Origin of the sequence: Sphingomonas sp. 4RDLI-65, from assembly GCF_049472435.1 — a bacterium.
Classification (GTDB): domain Bacteria; phylum Pseudomonadota; class Alphaproteobacteria; order Sphingomonadales; family Sphingomonadaceae; genus Sphingomonas.
On the sequence record NZ_JBCEBT010000002.1, the window covers coordinates 538,625 to 554,566 of the forward strand.

A 15,942-nucleotide genomic window follows, 5' to 3' on the forward strand; every position below is an offset into this window, starting at 1 on the left:
CGCTCGTGCGGATCAGGACGCGAGTGTGGCATGCCGTTCGGTGCCGGCATAGTCGTTCGCGACCAGCTTTCCGCAGACCACAGTCCGGGTTTTTATAGGCGCGCGGACTGCCGGACCGCGGTACACGCACGCCAGGGGTTGCGAAAAACACCGGGCAGCAGGAGATCGGGCGAGTGGATAGCGTGACAGTGCATGACGGGGACAGTGTCGCGACGCTGCTCCGCGACGGCCGCTCCGGCGAGCGGATCGACGCCGCCGATACCTGCGTCACGCTCGCCCAGGACGTGCCGCGCGGCCACAAGGTCGCGCTCGGATCGATCCTGCCGGGCGCGATGGTCCTGAAATACGGCTATCCGATCGGCCGCGCGACACGCGCGATCGCGGCGGGCGATCACGTCCACAGCGACAACCTCGCCACCGGGCTTGCCGGGACGCTCGACTACGCGTTCGCACCCATCGACAGTGCACCTGCCCCTTCGGCGCAGACCGCGACCTTTGCAGGGTATGTCCGTGCCGATGGCCAGGTCGGCACGCGCAACGAAATCTGGGTGCTGCCGACGGTGGGCTGCGTCGCGCGGACCGCGGAACGGATCGCTGCGAAGGCGGGCGCGCGGCTCGCCGGCCAAATCGACGGCGTCCATGCGTTCGGCCATCCGCATGGCTGTTCGCAGGTTGGCCACGACCTGGATGGAACGCGGCAGATCCTCGCCAGTCTTGCCTGTCATCCCAATGCGGGCGGTGTCCTGATCGTCGGGCTCGGCTGCGAGGAGAACCAGGTCGCGGCGCTGATCGCGGCGATCCCGGCATGGCGCCGCCCCGCGATCCGGACGCTGACGACCCAGTTGAGCGGCGACGAGCTCGAGGAGGGTGTCGCGCTGGTCGAGGAACTGGCCGCGCTGGCGGCGTGCGAGCGCACCGACGTCGGGCTCGACCGGCTGGTGCTTGGGGTCAAATGCGGCGGCTCGGACGGGCTGTCGGGGCTGACCGCCAATCCGCTGGTCGGGCGGATGAGCGACCGCGTCGTCGGTGCCGGCGGGCGGGTCGTGTTCACCGAGATCCCCGAGATGTTCGGCGCCGAACAGATCCTGATGAACCGTGCCGCCAATGTCGACGTGTTCGACGCGATCGTCGGCGTCGTGAACGGCTTCAAGCGCTATTTCCTCGATCACGGCGAGACGGTGTCGGAGAACCCCTCGCCCGGCAACGTCGCCGGCGGCATCACGACGCTCGAGGAAAAGTCGTTGGGCGCGGTCCAGAAGGCGGGGCGCTCGACGATCGCCGACGTCATTGCATACGGCGCGCGCGTGCGTGCCGAGGGGCTGACGTTGCTGGAGGCGCCGGGGAACGATGCGGTGTCGTCGACCGCACTCGCGGCGGCGGGGGCGACCGTGATCCTGTTCACCACCGGTCGCGGCACGCCGCTCGGTTTTCCGGTGCCGACGATCAAGATTGCCTCGAACAGCGACCTCGCGCAGCGCAAGCCCGGCTGGATCGACTTCGACGCGGGGCAGGTGCTCGACCAGGGATTCGACGCCGCCGATGCCGCCCTGCTCGACCGCATCCGCGGAATCGCATCGGGCGCGGAAACCGCCGCCGAGCGCAACGGCGAACGCGAGATCGCGATCTGGAAACGTGGAGTGACGCTGTGACCCGTCTGACCTATGCCACCCTCGACACGCTGCCGCCGACGATCGCCAGTCCACTCGGGCGGACACCGCCCTCGATCGGCATCGTCCATTTCGGCCCCGGGGCATTTCACCGCGCGCACCAGGCGGGGTATATCGACGACCTGCTCGCACACGATCCGCGCTGGGGGATTGCGGCGGTGTCGCTGCGCAGCAAGCAGACGGTCGCTGCGCTCGCCGAACAGGACGGGCTCTACACGCTGGCGGTACGCGACGCGGAGTCGTCGAACCGCGTGATCGGTGCGCATCGGTGCTTCCTGGGGCCGGACGATGCCGCCGCGACGCACGCGCTGCTGCGCGATCCCGCGGTCCGGCTGGTGACGTCGACGGTCACGGAGAAGGGCTATTGCCTCGCCGGCGACGGAACGCTCAATCTGGCGCATCCCGATATCGTCCACGATCTCGCCCAAGGCTCAAGCGGTACACAGACCCCGCGCAGCCTGATCGGCTGGCTCATCGCCGGGCTCAGTGCGCGCCGGGACGCGGGAATCGCGCCGTTCGTGCCGATGCCGTGCGACAATCTGGCCTCCAACGGCACCAAGGTCCACGCCGCGCTCGTCGCGTTCGCGCGCGCGCGGGACGCTGGGCTGGCGGACTGGATCGCGGGCGACGTGCGGGTGCCCTGCACGATGGTCGATTCGATCACCCCCGCCTCCGATGCGGCGCTCTACGCCGATGTCGCGACGTCGCTGGGCCTGGAAGATCGCGCGGCCGTACAACGCGAATCGTTCGTCCAGTGGGTGATCGAGGATATCGGCAAGCCGCTCGGGCCGGATCTCGCTGCCGTCGGCGCGACGATCACCACCGACGTCGCGAGCTACGAACGGGCCAAGCTGCGAATCCTCAACGGCGCGCACTCCACGCTCGCCTATATCGGCCTGCTCCGCGGCGCGGCGAGCGTCGCCGACGCGATGCACGATGCGGCCTTGGCAGGCTTTGTCGACGCGATGATCCGCGACGATATCATGCCCATGCTGCCACCGACCGCCGGGCTCGACCTCGACGCCTATCGCGCCGCGGTGCTCCAGCGGTTCCGCAATCCGGTGATCGTCCACCGGCTCGACCAGATCGCGCAGGACGGCTCGCAGAAGCTCCCCTACCGGCTCGGCGACACGTTGATCGCCAATCGCCGCGAAGGCCGCATGCCGAGCGGTATCGTCACCGCCTATGCCGCGTGGGTCGCGTTCCTCATCCGCCGCACCCGTGACGGCACGCCGATCCTCGACCCCGCTGGCGAACGGCTCGCGGCGCTGGCGCGTGAGGGGGCGCCGTCCGAAATCGTCGCACGGCTGATCGATGCCGCGCTCGGCTTCCCGCCGGAAATCCGCGGCGACGATGCTGTCCGTGCAGCGGTGGCGGCCGCGGCAGAGCGAATCGCGCGCGGCGACTGGGCCGACCTGCCGCGCTAGAGCCCATAGGCGATCGCCGCAGTGCCGCCGAAGATCTGCGACCGCGCTTCCGGGCACGACCGCGTTACGAAAGCGTCGATCAGATCGTGGACGCGGGCATAGTCGGCGGCGAGCAGGCAGACTGGCCAGTCCGAGCCGAAGATCAGCCGGTCGGGGCCGAAACAGGCGAGCAGGTGGTCGAGGTACCGTGCGATCTGATCTGCGGTCCAGTGCGCGTGATCGGCCTCGGTCACCAGCCCGGAGATCTTGCAGCTGAACGACGGCGCCTGGGCCATGTCGGCGATCGCATCGGCCCAGGGTTGCCAGCCGCCACCCGCGATATCGGGTTTGGCGCCGTGATCGAGGATCAGCCGCCGCCCGTCGACCGCAGCGTCCGCGACGCTGTCGACGAACCGGCGGACGTGCCCGGCCTGGCGCGGCGTGACGAGGATGTCGTAGCTGAACCCGCGGGCGAGTACGGTTCGCACGCCACGGACGAACGAGGGGGTCAGCAGGAAGTCATCGGCGGGTTCGCCCTGCACGAGATGCCGGAAACCGACCAGCGCCGGCGCCTGCCACCGGTCGAGCCGCGCCTCCAGATCGTCCGCACACAGGTCGACCCACCCTACCACGCCGACGATCCGCGGGTTCGCGGCGGCAAGATCGAGCAGCCGGTCGGTTTCCGTCTCGGTTTGCAGCGCCTGGACCGCGATGCATCCGTCGACCCTGGCGCTGTCGAGTAGCGGCATCAAATCCGCTGGGCCGTAATCCCGCGCGAGTACGCCGTCCGCGTCGATCCAGCCATACTCGGCGGTGGAATAGCACCAGAAATGCTGGTGCGCGTCGATCCGTGTCATCGGGAATTCCGGCCCTTTCTTGGCGGGGTAGCTGCTTTCAGAGGGTACGGGACTATCAGACCATCCGACCATTATCCTGACGAAAGTCACGATGACGGGGAAGAGAGCCTTGCTTGCGACACCCCCGGGTGCAGAGAGGCCGGATGACGCCACCCTCCACTCCCCCGATCTTCGATACGCGCTTTCAGGACCGGCTCGACGACCTGTTCCGCTGGCGGCGCGACGTGCGGCGGTTCCGGACCGACGCCTTGCCCGCGGGGTTGCTCGACCGGTTGCTGACGACCGCCGACACCGCGCCGTCGGTCGGGCTCAGCCAGCCCTGGCGGTTCGTCACGATCGACGATCCCGCGCGCCGCGCCGCAGTCCGCGCCGATTTCGAGGCGTGCAATGCCGCAGCACTGGCGGCGCAGGCCGATGCGCGGGCAAACCGCTACGCGCACCTCAAGCTTGCCGGCCTCGACCGCGCGCCGTGCCATCTCGCCGTATTCGTCGAGCCCGATCCGACGCAGGGCCACGGGCTCGGACGCCAGACCATGCCCGAAAGCGTCAGCTTCTCGGCGGTGATCGCGATCCACACGCTGTGGCTGTCGGCACGCACGCACGGCATCGGTCTCGGCTGGGTGTCAATCCTCGATCCCGACCGGATCTGCACGATCGCCGACGTCCCCGATAGCTGGCGGCTGATCGGCTATCTCTGCCTCGGCTATACAGAGGAGGAGGCGATCAGCCCGGAACTCGAGCGCGCCGGCTGGGAAACCCGACGTCCCACCCCTCGCCTGTCACGCTGAACCACGGCCGCCACGAAAAGGGCCGCTACGAAAAGGGCCGCCACGAAAAGGGCGGCACGAAAAAAGGCGCGGGGACCATCGCCCCCGCGCCCTTTTCCAACTCCAGCGGTCTCCGATTACTCGGCGGCTGCAGTGCCCTTTGCAGGGCGCATGTCGCGGCGCTCGGCGATACGCGCTGCCTTGCCGGTGCGGCCACGCAGGTAATACAGCTTGGCGCGACGCACGGCGCCCTTGCGGACGACTTCGATCGAATCGACGTTCGGCGAGTAGAGCGGGAAGACGCGCTCGACGCCCTCGCCGAAGCTCATCTTACGCACGGTGAAGTTCGAGCCCATGCCCTTGTTCGAGCGCGCGATGCACACGCCCTCGTAGTTCTGAATACGCGTGCGCTCGCCTTCGACGACCTTCACGCCGACCTTCAGCGTATCGCCGGGGCGGAAATCGGGGATCGTCTTGTTGGCCAGGAACTTCGCGATGTTCTCGGCTTCGATCGTCTGCAACAGGTTCATGTCTCGTCCTCGTGTCGCTGCGCGCCAGAGGGCGACTGGACCCGAGCGCCCTCATGGCGCTCCCAAAGGTCCGGTCGCCGTGACCGTGTATCGATCTCCGCACGGCGTTTGCGCCATGCCGCGATCTTCGCATGATCCCCCGATCGCAGCACCTGCGGGATCGTGCGCCCTTCCCATATCTGAGGTCGGGTATAGTGCGGATATTCGAGCAGCCCCGTTTCGAAGCTCTCGTCATCCCCACTAGAAGCCGCGCCCATTACGCCGGGCAGCAGCCGAATGCAAGCATCGAGCAGCACCAGCGCCCCCATCTCGCCGCCCGACAGGATGTAGTCGCCGATCGAGACTTCCTCGATGTCGCGTGCCTCGAACAGCCGTTCGTCGAAGCCCTCGAAGCGGCCGCAGAGGATGGTGACGCCCGGGCCTTTCGCGAGCTCGCGAACCCGCTCCTGGGTAAGCGGCTTCCCCCGAGGGGTCATCGCCAGCACCGGACGACCATCCGCAACGCTGTCGATCGCCGAAGCCACTACGTCGGCCCGGAGCACCATCCCGGCCCCGCCCCCGGCAGGCGTATCATCCACCGACTTGTGCTTGTCCGTCGCAAAGTCCCGGATCTGCACCGGCTGACAGGACCACCGCCCCTCGCCCAGCGCGCGCCCGGCAAGCGACGTCCCCAGCGGCCCCGGAAACATCTCCGGATACAGCGTCAATATCGTGGCAGCGAAAGTCACAGCGTCCAATTCTCTATGCGAAGACCCGCCACGTCGGCGAAGTCGCGTTCGTTGTTGGTGATCAGCGTCAGTCCAAGCGATAGCGCGTGTGCGGCTATCAGCCTGTCGAAACTACCGCGCTTGAATGGCAGTTGGGCATAGTGCCTCGCAGACAGTTCGTCGAACGGCAGCACTGGCACCCACCGGCTGAACGCATCGATCGCGTCCAGTGGCGGCAGCTTACCCTGCCAGCTACCGATCGCCAGTTCGGCGAAGACGACAGCGGACATCCCCAGTTCGCCCTCGTCGCATTGCTCGACACGGTGTCTGAGACGCGGGACATTTCCGCCCAGCAACAGGATGCAGATATTGGTGTCGAGCAGATATTTCATCGCTCTTCGGAGCCACCCGGCCAGGACGGATCATCCCACGGACGCGGCGAGGGTTCGAAAACCCGGTCCTCTCGGTCGAGGAGTTTGAGGCCGGGGATCGATCCGTAAATGCCCGTTAGATCGATCTTCCGCGGCGCTGGCGAATAGGGCTCGAAGATGAACTTGCCGCTGTCCTCTCGTACCGTCATTTCAGCCCCCTCCGCGATGCCAAGCGCTTTGGGCAAGCGCAATGCGACCGAATTGCCCGACTTGAAGACCTTCGCACGATATTCCTTGGCCATTGCCGCCTCCGTATGCACACGCCGTATATACTAGAAAAGCGCACGGAACAATTACGGCTGCGAAACGCTCGCGCGGGATGGACGATTGCATCATCATCGGCGCTGGCCCGGCGGGGCTGACTGCCGCGATCTATCTCGCGCGGTTTCATCTTTCGATCCGGCTGTTCGATTGCGGGAGTAGCCGCGCGGCGCTGATCCCTTGTACGCATAATCATGCGGGGTATCCCGAGGGAATCCGCGGGACCGATCTGCTTGCGCGGATGCTGGCGCAGGCTGAGATATATGGTGCGGTGCGCCAGGGTGCGCGGGTGGATGCGATCGAGGTGGACGACTACGGGTTCACGGTACGGATTGGCGATCGCCGCGCCCGGGCGCGGAGCGTGCTGCTCGCGACCGGGGTGGTCAATAACCGGCCCGACATGCCTGACGCGATCCATGACGAGGCGCTGGAAGCCGGGCTGTTGCGCTATTGCCCGATTTGCGACGGCTATGAGGTCACCGACAAGAATGTGGGTGTGATCGGGACCGGCGACCACGGGATGCGCGAGGCTCTGTTCCTGCGGGGTTACACTAAGGACGTGACGCTGATCGCGCCCGAGGGTGGCCATGATCTTGATCCGGCGTGCGAGGCGGCGCTCGATGATGCGGGGATCGTCCGGGTTGGTGGTCCGTGTGGCAATTATGCGATCGAAGAGGGCAAGCTCGCGCTCGATACGGTCGACGGGCGACTGGTGTTCGACAGCGTCTATCCCGCGCTAGGCTCGGTGATCCGGTCGGAACTGGCGGTCGCGGCCGGAGCGCGGGCATCCGAGGATGGGTGTCTGGAGGTCGATGCGCATCAGCGGACTTCGATCCCCGGGCTGTTCGCGGCGGGGGACGTCGTGAAGGGTCTGGACCAGATCAGCCACGCGATGGGCGAAGCGGGCGTTGCGGCCACTACAATCCGCAACATGCTTGCCGAGCAGCGGCCGTTGCGGCGGTAGTCACTCGACAAAGGAAGATTGTTTCCCCGCGAAGGCGGGGACCCAGACTGGGCTCCCGCCTTCGCGGGAGAACAAGGAAGCAATCGTTGAAGCCTATTGTTCGGCCGCGAACGACGCTTCGACGACCAGTCGTTCCGCATCCCACTCGGGTACCGCTTCGACCCGCATCGGGATCATGAACCGCTTGCCCGGCTTGTCGTCCACCGGAAGGCGTTCGATCTCGATCACGTCGCCCGCGCCGAAATTGTCGATCGCGACAACGCGGCCGATCGCTTCGCCATCGGTCGAGACGACATCGAGCCCGATCACGTCGGTGTGATAATATTCGCCGTCCTCAAGCGGAGGCAACGACGCACGCGGTACCGTCAGTTCGGTCCCGCGCATCGCTTCGGCAGCGTTGCGATCGGCGACCTCAGCGAAGCGCGCGATCATGCCGTTGTTGCCGTTGCGGGCGGACTTCAGCGACAGCGCGCCGTTGTTGAAGCTCTTATAGCTCCCGAAATTCTCGGCGAAGACCTTCAGCCGCACTTCGCCACCGATGCCGTGCGCACCTATGACGACGGCGAGCGTCACCTCATCCTTCCGCGGAGCCTTCATCGCGGCCGGGGGTGTCGTCGGAGCCTTCGGCGGGGTCGTCGGCGGAGACGCCTTGGTTGGTGGCATCTTCGATGTCCTCGGGTGCGGGGGCTGTGCGGGGGTCGGATTCGGGGACCATCATGCGCTCCTGTTCGGGGTTACCGACAAAGAACGCACGAATGGCGGATCGGGTGCGGAGCGCACCTGTAGTCGGAGCGGGATTACCAGCGTCCTTCGTCACCCCGGACCTGTTCCGGGGTCCACCGTTCCGCGTACTCTATTTCCTAGAATACGCGGACGGGTGGATGCCGGAACAAGCCCGGCATGACGGAGCAAGGGTGGCCGATACGATACCGACCGCCCCCGGATCTTACGAAGCGCTCGTTGCGTCTTCGATTTCGGCAGCAGCGACCTGCTCGGTCTCTTCGTTGCTGCCGGTCGCAGGTGCAGCCTTTGCAGCGGCTTCGGCCTCGGCAGCTTCAGCCGCCTTGGTCGCACGCTCTTCGGCGCGCTCGGTGGCCTTCTCGCCGGGCTTGCCCTTGTTCGGATTGTTGCGCGCCGAACGCTCGAGCACGCCAGCCTGATCGAGGAAACGTGCGACGCGGTCGGTCGGCTGCGCGCCGACGCTCAGCCAATGCTTCGCGCGGTCGGCGTCGAGCTGCACGCGCTGCTCGTTGTCCTTGGCGAGGAGCGGGTTGTAGTTGCCAATCTTCTCAATGAAGCGGCCGTCACGCGGGCTGCGCGCGTCGGCAACGACTATCTTGTAGTAAGGACGCTTCTTGGAGCCACCGCGCGCGAGGCGAATGTTGATTGCCATGATATTTTCCTTCGTTTTCTAATATTTCGCCCGACGAGCGCCGGGGTAATGGGGTTGGATAAAGAGGTTATTTCTTCTTCAGAAAATCGTCGAAACCGGCAGGCATCTGCGGCATCTTGGGGCCACCAAGCCCCGGCAAACCGCCACCGCCACCGCCACCGCCCGGCAGGCCACCAGCGCCGGCCTTGTTGAGCATGTCGCCCATCTGCGGCCCGCCGATCGCATTGCCGATGCCGCCAAGACCGCCGCCGAGGCCGCCCTTGCCGAGCATTGCCATCATGCCCTTCATGCCGCCCATCTTCTTGATCTTCTTCATGGCGGTCGACATTTCGAGGTGCATCTTGAGCAGCTTGTTGACCTCCTGGACGGTCGTCCCGGAGCCCTTGGCGATGCGGATCTTGCGCTTGGCGTTGATCAGTTCGGGCTTGTTGCGCTCCTTGATCGTCATCGATCCGATCATCGCGTCCATGTGCACCAGCACCTTTTCGCCACCGACCGACGCGACCGCGCCCTGTGCCTTCTTCATGCCGGGGATCATCCCCGCCAGTGCGCCAAGCCCGCCCATCCGCTGCATCTGCGCCAACTGGGCCCGCAGGTCGTTCATGTCGAACTGACCCTTGGCCATCTTGGCGGCCATCCGCTCGGCGTCTTCCTGCTGGATAGACTCCGCAGCGCGCTCGACCAGGCTGACGACGTCGCCCATGCCGAGGATGCGGCCGGCGACGCGCTCCGGATGGAACGCCTCGAGCGCATCGAGCTTCTCGCCGGTGCCCGCGAACTTGATCGGCTTGCCGGTGACCGCGCGCATCGACAGCGCCGCGCCGCCGCGGGCATCGCCGTCCATGCGGGTCAGCACGATACCCGTCAGCGGCACCTGGTCGCTGAAGTTCTGCGCGACGTTGACCGCGTCCTGGCCGGTCAGCGAGTCGACGACGAGCAGGATCTCGGCCGGGTTCGCGACGTCGGCGACCGCCTTCATCTCGTCCATCAACGCCTGGTCGACATGGAGTCGACCCGCGGTGTCGAGCATCAGGACGTCATAGCCCTGGAGCTTGGCCGCCTGCATCGCGCGCCGTGCGATATCGACCGGCTGCTGACCCTGGACGATCGGCAGCGTCGCGACGTCGATCTGCGTGCCGAGCGTCGCCAACTGCTCCTGCGCGTTCGGGCGATTGACGTCGAGCGACGCCATCAGCACCTTTTTCCGCTCGCGAGCGCCCTGGCCGAAATTGGCCTGCCCTGCCGCCAGCCGCTTGGCGATCTTGGCGGTGGTGGTCGTCTTGCCCGAGCCCTGGAGGCCGACCATCATGATCACGGCCGGCGGGGTGACGCCCAACTCAAGCTCGGAGGCTTCCGAACCGAGCATCTCGACCAGCGCATCGCTGACGATCTTGACGACCTGCTGCCCCGGCGTGACCGAGCGCAGGACGTTCTGGCCGATCGCCTTCTCGGTCGCTTTGTCGACGAACTCGCGCGCGACGGGCAGCGCGACGTCGGCTTCGAGCAGCGCGACGCGCACCTCGCGCATCGCCGAACGCACGTCCGCTTCGGTCAGCGCACCCCGGCCGCGAAGGCGGTCGAAGACTCCGCCAAGTCGATCGCTCAGGCTTTCGAACATCGAAATACTCCAAATCACCGTGACAAAACGCAAAAGCGCCGGCGGGCGAAACCTCGCCGGCCAGCGTGCATCCTTGGATGCTCGTCCAATGCGCCCCGTAACGGAACGTGGATGGCCACCTACTGGAAAGGGGTTCAGGATGCAAGATGTGCCAGACTTAGCAACCTGACGGCATCTCTTCCCTCCTTGTTCTCCCGCGAAGGCGGGAGCCCAGACTGGATCCCCGCCTTCGCGGGGAAACACGCTGCTGTAGGTTGCTATAGGTTCTAAATACGCAACCAATCGCACCGGTGCCACGCCCTGTCCCGCGCCAACGCCGCCTTAACATCTCCTACACCTGTCGCATGCCACACCGGCAACCAATCAACGACCGGACACTCCCATGACCGCAAAGTCGGCGGCGACGCGTGCGCCCCGCAATATCAGTCGGGAATTCATGACCGGCGCCGTCACCGGCGCCGCGATGCTGCTGTTCGTCGGCACCGGCGGCACGGTCCTGGTCAAGGCCTTGGCGAATCTCCACGGCAGCACCGCGGTCATCGACCGGACACTGATCGCGGCGATGTTGTTGAACGTCGCGCTGATCCTGTTTGGCTGGTTCCGCTACCGCGCGCTCGCCGAGGAATTGAGCGACCTCACCGACGCCGGCCACCGCGCGCAGGCCCTGGCGCAACGCGATCCGCTCACCGGCTTCCTCAACCGCCGCACCCTGTCCGAGGACGGCGCAACGTTGTTCGCCAGCGCCCGCCGCCGCGGCAAGGCGATGGCCATGCTGACGATCGACGTGGATCACTTCAAGAGCGTCAACGACCTGCACGGCTATGCGGTCGGCGACCTGCTGCTCGCCTATGTCGCCGAGACGATCGCGGCGATCGCGCCGGGCACCAGCCTGCTTGCGCGCCTGGGCGAGGACGAGTTCGCCTGCGCCTTCGTATTTGATTCCGCGCACAAGAACGTTGCCGACCGGATTGCCGAGCGGATGGTCGCCGCGCTCGCATTGCCGTTCCGCAGCAACGGCGTCGATATCCACACGAGCGTGTCGATCGGCATCGCGCGCTCCGATGGCGACTGCGGTTCGATCGACACGCTGTTGCGCAACGCCGATATCGCGCTCCACGCCGCCAAGACCGCCGGACGCAGTCGCCACGCCTGGTTCGATCGCTCGATGGAGCGCTCGCTGCAATTGCGCGGCGAACTCGAGACGGGCCTGCGCAACGCGATCCCGGCGCAGGAGATCGTCCCCTATTTCGAGCAGCAGGTCGACCTGACCACCGGCCGCATCACCGGTTTCGAGGTCCTTGCGCGCTGGGAACATCCGACCAAGGGCATCATCGCGCCCGACGTGTTCATCCCGATCGCCGAGGAGATCGGGTTGATCGGCGAGCTCTCGCTGTCGATCATGCGCCAGGCGTTCGCCGCCGCGCGGGACTGGGACGCGGGGCTCACCTTGTCGGTCAACGTATCGCCGCTGCAGTTGCGCGATGCGTGGCTCGCGCAGAAGATCATCAAGACGCTGGTCGAGACGGGGTTCCCTGCCAGCCGGCTCGAGATCGAGATCACCGAGAGCGCGCTGTTCGACAATCTCCCGCTCGCGCAGTCGATCGTCGGCAGCCTGAAGAACCAGGGTATCCGCCTTGCGCTCGACGATTTCGGGACGGGCTATTCGAGTCTGGCGCATCTGCGGGCGCTGCCGTTCGACCGGATCAAGATCGACAAGAGTTTCGTTACCTCGATACTGGATAATCCGGAGAGCATGGCGATCGTCAACACGATCGCGCGGCTGGGGGACAGCCTCAACCTGCCGACGACCGCGGAGGGAATCGAGGACGCCGCGATCGAGGAACGCCTGCGCGCGATCGGGTGCGCGAAGGGCCAGGGGTATCTTTATGGGCGGCCGCTGGGCGCGGCGCAGGTCCGGCGATTGCTGGCGGAGAAGCGCTTGCTGGCCCAGCGGCCGGATCGCGATGCGCCGCCACCACGTGGGATCGCGCCGCGGCTGGCGGGCTGAGGTTCGGTTTTCACCCGCTCACGCAACACCACCCCGGCGGAGGCCGGGGCCCAGTTGGAAAGATTGCAGTAACGACGGACGGTCCTTCGCCAGTATGGTCTCTCAACTGGGCCCCGGTCTCCGCCGGGGTGGTGTGCGGTGAACAGCACCACACCCAACTCTAGTTCTCCCGCGAAGGCGGGAGCCCAAGACCAAGCAGTGCTCCGGTTGGTTCCCTGGCCCCCCGCCTTCGCGGGGGAACGGCTGTGGGCCGCACGGTATTTCCCTCGAACCACAAACCGCAAAGCGTGGACTTCCCCCCCAGCCGCTCCTAAATCGCGCCCCATGCCATCTGCCCCGCAGCCAGAGGTCATCAGCCTCGGCTGCCGCCTCAACATCGCCGAAAGCGAGACCATCCGCGCGCTCGTTGCCGGGCGGGACATGGTCGTGGTCAACAGTTGCGCGGTCACCAACGCCGCGGTGAAGGCGACGCGCGTCGCGATCCGCCGCGCCAAACGCGACCGCCCCGAAGCGCAGATCGTCGTCACCGGATGCGCCGCGCAGATCGACCCTGCCAGCTTTGCGGCGATGCCCGAAGTCGACCGCGTCGTCGGCAATGCAGACAAGCTCACGTCGCACGCTTGGCAGACCGACGCCGCGGTCGTTGTGTCCGACATCATGCAGGTCCGCGAGACCGCCCCCCATCTCGCCGCCAGCTCCTCCGCCCACGCGCGGGCGTTCGTCGAGGTGCAGAACGGCTGCGACCACCGTTGCACCTTCTGCGCGATCCCGTTCGGTCGCGGTCCGAGCCGCTCGGTCCCCGCGGGCGCGGTCGTCGACCGGATCACTGGCTTGGTCGACGCGGGCCACCGCGAGATCGTCCTCACCGGCGTTGATCTCACGAGCTACGGCCCCGACCTCCCCGGCGCGCCGACGCTCGGCCATCTCGTCGAACGCATCCTGCATCACGTCCCGAAACTCGAACGCCTGCGCCTATCCTCGCTCGACGGCATCGAGATCGACGACCGCCTCTTCGCGCTGCTGACCACCGAACGCCGGATCATGCCGCACGTCCATCTCTCGCTTCAGGCCGGCGACGACATGATCCTCAAGCGCATGAAACGCCGCCATTCCCGCGCCGAGAGCGTAGCGCTGGTCGAGCGCCTCAAGACCGCCCGCCCCGACATCGCGATCGGCGCGGACCTGATCGCCGGCTTCCCGACCGAAGACGCGGCGATGTTCGCCAACACGCTCGTACTGATCGACGACTGCCACATCGTCCATCCGCACATCTTCCCCTATTCGCCGCGCGCCGGCACTCCCGCCGCGCGCATGCCGCAGGTCGAGCCGGAAATCCGCCGCCAGCGTGCCGCGCTGCTCCGCCAAGCTGGAGAAACCGCGCGAACGAACTGGCTGCAGACATTGGTCGGCACGTCGCAGGATCTGCTCGTCGAACGCCCCGGCGACCGCGGCCATATCGGCAATTTCGCAGAAGTCCTGCTGGACGAACCCGCCATACCCGGCGACATCGTCCGCATCACGATCACCGGCGCCACATCCGACCGCCTCAGCGCAACACGAGAATCATCATGAGCACCACCCCAACCTGGCACGACAAGCTGATCGGCGGCTTCAAGCGCACCTCCGACCGGCTCGTCGGCAACCTCGCCGGTCTCAGCGGCGCACGGCTCGACAACGCGACGCTCGACGACATCGAGGAAGCGTTGATCGCGTCAGACCTCGGCCCCGAGACCGCCGGCCGTATCCGCCACCGCCTTTCCGAGGGCAGCTTCGAGCGCAACATGGAAGAGCTCGGCATCCGCGTGATCGTCGCGGAGGAGGTCGAGAAGGTGCTGGCCACGGTCGCGAAACCGATCGAGATCGACGCCTTTCCGCGCCCGCAGGTAATCCTGGTTATCGGCGTCAACGGATCGGGCAAGACCACGACGATCGCCAAGCTCGCGCACCTGCTGATGGAGCAGGATTACGGCGTGATGCTGGCGGCGGGCGACACCTTCCGCGCCGCCGCGATCGGCCAGCTCCGCACCTGGGCCGAGCGCGTCGGCGTGCCGATCGTGACCGGCCCCGAGGGCGGCGACGCGGCGGGCGTGGTCTGGGACGCGGTCAAAAAGGCGACCGAGACCGGCATCGACGTGCTGATCGTCGACACCGCCGGACGTTTGCAGAACAAGCGCGAGTTGATGGACGAACTGGCGAAGATCCGCCGCGTTCTGGGGCGGATCAACCCAGAAAGCCCGCACGATATCGTGTTGGTCCTGGATGCGACGACGGGCCAGAACGCGCTCCAGCAGATCGAGGTCTTCAAGGAGGTCGCCGGCGTCACCGGCCTCGTGATGACCAAGCTCGACGGCACTGCCCGCGGGGGCGTACTGGTCGCGGCGGCGGAGAAATACGGCCTGCCGATCCACGCGATCGGGATCGGCGAGGGCATGACCGACCTGCGCCCGTTCGATGCGAACGAAGTCAGCCGGATCATCGCAGGAGTGGAGAGCGTTCGGAAGTAACTGACATTCCATTCGCCTTGCCCCCCCTTTTTCGCTCATCCTGCGCCCCTCTTTTTCCGTTCGTCCTGAGCATAGTCGAAGGACCGGCCCGTTTGTGGCATGTCCTTCGACTACGCTCAGGACGAACGGTATTCTGGATTGATCTCGTGACCCCCACCAAGCCCCCCCTATCTCCCGGTCTCCGCATGGCCATCGACTACGGTCCGCTGGCGATCTTCTTCGCGGTGAACTTCCTTACCCCCGGCCTGCCGATCGTCCGCGTCGTCGCCGCGACCACCGCGTTCATCATCGCCACGGTAGCTGCGATGATCGTGTCGAAGGTCACGGCGGGCCATATCTCGCCGATGCTGTGGCTGTCCGGCGCGCTGATCGTCGTGTTCGGCGGGCTGACAATCTATTTCCACGACCAGCGCTTCATCCAGATGAAGCCGACGATCATCTACGCGATGTTCGCCGCGATCCTGACGTTCGGGCTCGTCACCGGGCGCCCGCTGCTCCAGTCGCTGCTCGGAACTGCCTATCCCGGCCTGTCCGCCGATGGCTGGCGCAAGTTGACGCGCAACTGGGCGGTGTTCTTTGTGTTCATGGCGGTGCTGAACGAGGCGGTGTGGCGCAACACGACCTGGGATTTCTGGGTCGGCTTCAAGCTGTGGGGCGCGATCCCACTGACGCTGATCTTCGCGTTCGCCAACATTCCGATGCTGCTGAAGCATGGATTGCAAACGGGCGACAAGGCCGTGACCGACCTGCCGCCCGAAGGGTAACTTCTACTGCCCCCCTCCCGTTCACGGGAGGGGTCGGGGGAGGGTCTGATCCAACAGACCGGACG

General features: G+C 66.4%; 17 protein-coding genes. 8 read left to right on the top strand and 9 right to left on the bottom strand.

The genetic code is table 11. The annotated features are described in order from the left end of the window. The first annotated feature begins 173 nt into the window (after nt 1-173). Together VH567_RS07540 and VH567_RS07545 are read left to right on the top strand one after the other, a co-directional pair. The gene (locus VH567_RS07540; RefSeq protein WP_423324665.1) at nt 174-1,649 is read left to right on the top strand and encodes a UxaA family hydrolase; all 1,476 of its coding nucleotides are present in this window, start codon (nt 174-176) and stop codon (nt 1,647-1,649) included. After that, the gene (locus tag VH567_RS07545; RefSeq protein ID WP_423324667.1) at nt 1,646-3,094 is read left to right on the top strand and encodes a mannitol dehydrogenase family protein; all 1,449 of its coding nucleotides are present in this window, start codon (nt 1,646-1,648) and stop codon (nt 3,092-3,094) included. Before VH567_RS07540 ends, VH567_RS07545 begins: the two co-directional genes overlap by 4 nt. On the opposite strand, the gene VH567_RS07550 is transcribed toward VH567_RS07545, so the two are convergent. Further along, entirely contained in the window at nt 3,091-3,930 is an 840-nt protein-coding gene (locus tag VH567_RS07550; protein WP_423324669.1) for an amidohydrolase family protein, read from the bottom strand. The two genes, VH567_RS07545 and VH567_RS07550, sit on opposite strands and share 4 nt — an antisense overlap. 143 nt (nt 3,931-4,073) lie before the next feature. Here VH567_RS07550 and bluB point away from each other — a divergent pair, with 143 nt between their 5' ends. Further along, entirely contained in the window at nt 4,074-4,718 is a 645-nt protein-coding gene (bluB, locus tag VH567_RS07555; RefSeq protein ID WP_423324671.1) for a 5,6-dimethylbenzimidazole synthase, read from the top strand. Between the two features lie 116 nt (nt 4,719-4,834). Here the strand turns inward: bluB and rplS are convergent, their stop codons facing one another. The 4 genes from rplS to VH567_RS07575 are packed head-to-tail and all read right to left on the bottom strand — an operon-like array spanning nt 4,835 to nt 6,607. Further along, nucleotides 4,835-5,227, bottom strand: coding sequence for a 50S ribosomal protein L19 (gene rplS / locus VH567_RS07560; protein ID WP_031395442.1), 393 nt, complete (start codon nt 5,225-5,227; stop codon nt 4,835-4,837). After that, nucleotides 5,224-5,955, bottom strand: a complete 732-nt coding sequence (trmD, locus tag VH567_RS07565; protein ID WP_423324674.1) for a tRNA (guanosine(37)-N1)-methyltransferase TrmD — start codon at nt 5,953-5,955, stop codon at nt 5,224-5,226. Before trmD ends, rplS begins: the two co-directional genes overlap by 4 nt. Further along, nucleotides 5,952-6,326 (bottom strand): type II toxin-antitoxin system VapC family toxin, encoded by a 375-nt coding sequence (locus VH567_RS07570; RefSeq protein ID WP_423324676.1) that lies wholly within the window; start codon nt 6,324-6,326, stop codon nt 5,952-5,954. The genes trmD and VH567_RS07570 overlap by 4 nt, the downstream gene beginning before the upstream one ends. Then, on the bottom strand, nt 6,323-6,607 hold the full coding sequence (locus VH567_RS07575; RefSeq protein ID WP_423324678.1) for an AbrB/MazE/SpoVT family DNA-binding domain-containing protein: 285 nt from the start codon (nt 6,605-6,607) through the stop codon (nt 6,323-6,325). The genes VH567_RS07570 and VH567_RS07575 overlap by 4 nt, the downstream gene beginning before the upstream one ends. A 77-nt stretch (nt 6,608-6,684) precedes the next feature. Between VH567_RS07575 and VH567_RS07580 the strand changes: the two genes are divergently transcribed. Then, entirely contained in the window at nt 6,685-7,590 is a 906-nt protein-coding gene (locus VH567_RS07580; RefSeq protein WP_423324680.1) for an NAD(P)/FAD-dependent oxidoreductase, read from the top strand. A 93-nt stretch (nt 7,591-7,683) separates the two neighbouring features. Here the strand turns inward: VH567_RS07580 and rimM are convergent, their stop codons facing one another. The 4 genes from rimM to ffh form a co-directional block, all read right to left on the bottom strand. After that, entirely contained in the window at nt 7,684-8,187 is a 504-nt protein-coding gene (gene rimM, locus VH567_RS07585; protein WP_423324682.1) for a ribosome maturation factor RimM, read from the bottom strand. Next, nucleotides 8,165-8,308, bottom strand: coding sequence for a hypothetical protein (locus VH567_RS07590; RefSeq protein WP_423324684.1), 144 nt, complete (start codon nt 8,306-8,308; stop codon nt 8,165-8,167). Before VH567_RS07590 ends, rimM begins: the two co-directional genes overlap by 23 nt. A gap of 228 nt (nt 8,309-8,536) precedes the next feature. Further along, nucleotides 8,537-8,983, bottom strand: a complete 447-nt coding sequence (rpsP, locus tag VH567_RS07595) for a 30S ribosomal protein S16 (protein ID WP_187504196.1) — start codon at nt 8,981-8,983, stop codon at nt 8,537-8,539. 67 nt (nt 8,984-9,050) lie between these two features. Continuing rightward, nucleotides 9,051-10,601: a signal recognition particle protein gene (gene ffh, locus VH567_RS07600; RefSeq protein WP_423324686.1), complete on the bottom strand. Its 1,551-nt coding sequence runs from the start codon at nt 10,599-10,601 to the stop codon at nt 9,051-9,053. Nucleotides 10,602-10,983: 382 nt separating this feature from the next. Between ffh and VH567_RS07605 the strand changes: the two genes are divergently transcribed. The 4 genes from VH567_RS07605 (at nt 10,984) to VH567_RS07620 (ending at nt 15,877) form a co-directional block, all read left to right on the top strand. Next, a complete protein-coding gene (locus tag VH567_RS07605) occupies nt 10,984-12,609 on the top strand; it encodes a putative bifunctional diguanylate cyclase/phosphodiesterase (RefSeq protein WP_423324688.1) in 1,626 nt (541 codons plus the stop codon). 324 nt (nt 12,610-12,933) lie between these two features. Next, nucleotides 12,934-14,181: a tRNA (N(6)-L-threonylcarbamoyladenosine(37)-C(2))-methylthiotransferase MtaB gene (gene mtaB / locus VH567_RS07610; RefSeq protein WP_423324690.1), complete on the top strand. Its 1,248-nt coding sequence runs from the start codon at nt 12,934-12,936 to the stop codon at nt 14,179-14,181. Then, complete coding sequence (gene ftsY, locus VH567_RS07615; protein ID WP_423324692.1) at nt 14,178-15,113, top strand: signal recognition particle-docking protein FtsY; 936 nt, start codon at nt 14,178-14,180, stop codon at nt 15,111-15,113. Before mtaB ends, ftsY begins: the two co-directional genes overlap by 4 nt. Before the next feature lie 137 nt (nt 15,114-15,250). After that, complete coding sequence (locus VH567_RS07620) at nt 15,251-15,877, top strand: septation protein A (protein WP_423325022.1); 627 nt, start codon at nt 15,251-15,253, stop codon at nt 15,875-15,877. The last annotated feature ends 65 nt before the right edge of the window (nt 15,878-15,942 follow it).

What these genes read in the sequence shown, in the direction of transcription:
- VH567_RS07605 (WP_423324688.1), top strand. Translation starts at nt 10,984, where the DNA reads ATGACCGCAAAGTCGGCGGCGACGCGTGCGCCCCGCAATATCAGTCGG.
- VH567_RS07570 (WP_423324676.1), bottom strand. Translation starts at nt 6,326, where the DNA reads ATGAAATATCTGCTCGACACCAATATCTGCATCCTGTTGCTGGGCGGA.
- VH567_RS07580 (WP_423324680.1), top strand. Translation starts at nt 6,685, where the DNA reads ATGGACGATTGCATCATCATCGGCGCTGGCCCGGCGGGGCTGACTGCC.
- rplS (WP_031395442.1), bottom strand. Translation starts at nt 5,227, where the DNA reads ATGAACCTGTTGCAGACGATCGAAGCCGAGAACATCGCGAAGTTCCTG.
- mtaB (WP_423324690.1), top strand. Translation starts at nt 12,934, where the DNA reads ATGCCATCTGCCCCGCAGCCAGAGGTCATCAGCCTCGGCTGCCGCCTC.
- VH567_RS07550 (WP_423324669.1), bottom strand. Translation starts at nt 3,930, where the DNA reads ATGACACGGATCGACGCGCACCAGCATTTCTGGTGCTATTCCACCGCC.
- rimM (WP_423324682.1), bottom strand. Translation starts at nt 8,187, where the DNA reads ATGAAGGCTCCGCGGAAGGATGAGGTGACGCTCGCCGTCGTCATAGGT.
- VH567_RS07590 (WP_423324684.1), bottom strand. Translation starts at nt 8,308, where the DNA reads ATGATGGTCCCCGAATCCGACCCCCGCACAGCCCCCGCACCCGAGGAC.
- bluB (WP_423324671.1), top strand. Translation starts at nt 4,074, where the DNA reads ATGACGCCACCCTCCACTCCCCCGATCTTCGATACGCGCTTTCAGGAC.
- rpsP (WP_187504196.1), bottom strand. Translation starts at nt 8,983, where the DNA reads ATGGCAATCAACATTCGCCTCGCGCGCGGTGGCTCCAAGAAGCGTCCT.
- ffh (WP_423324686.1), bottom strand. Translation starts at nt 10,601, where the DNA reads ATGTTCGAAAGCCTGAGCGATCGACTTGGCGGAGTCTTCGACCGCCTT.
- ftsY (WP_423324692.1), top strand. Translation starts at nt 14,178, where the DNA reads ATGAGCACCACCCCAACCTGGCACGACAAGCTGATCGGCGGCTTCAAG.
- VH567_RS07575 (WP_423324678.1), bottom strand. Translation starts at nt 6,607, where the DNA reads ATGGCCAAGGAATATCGTGCGAAGGTCTTCAAGTCGGGCAATTCGGTC.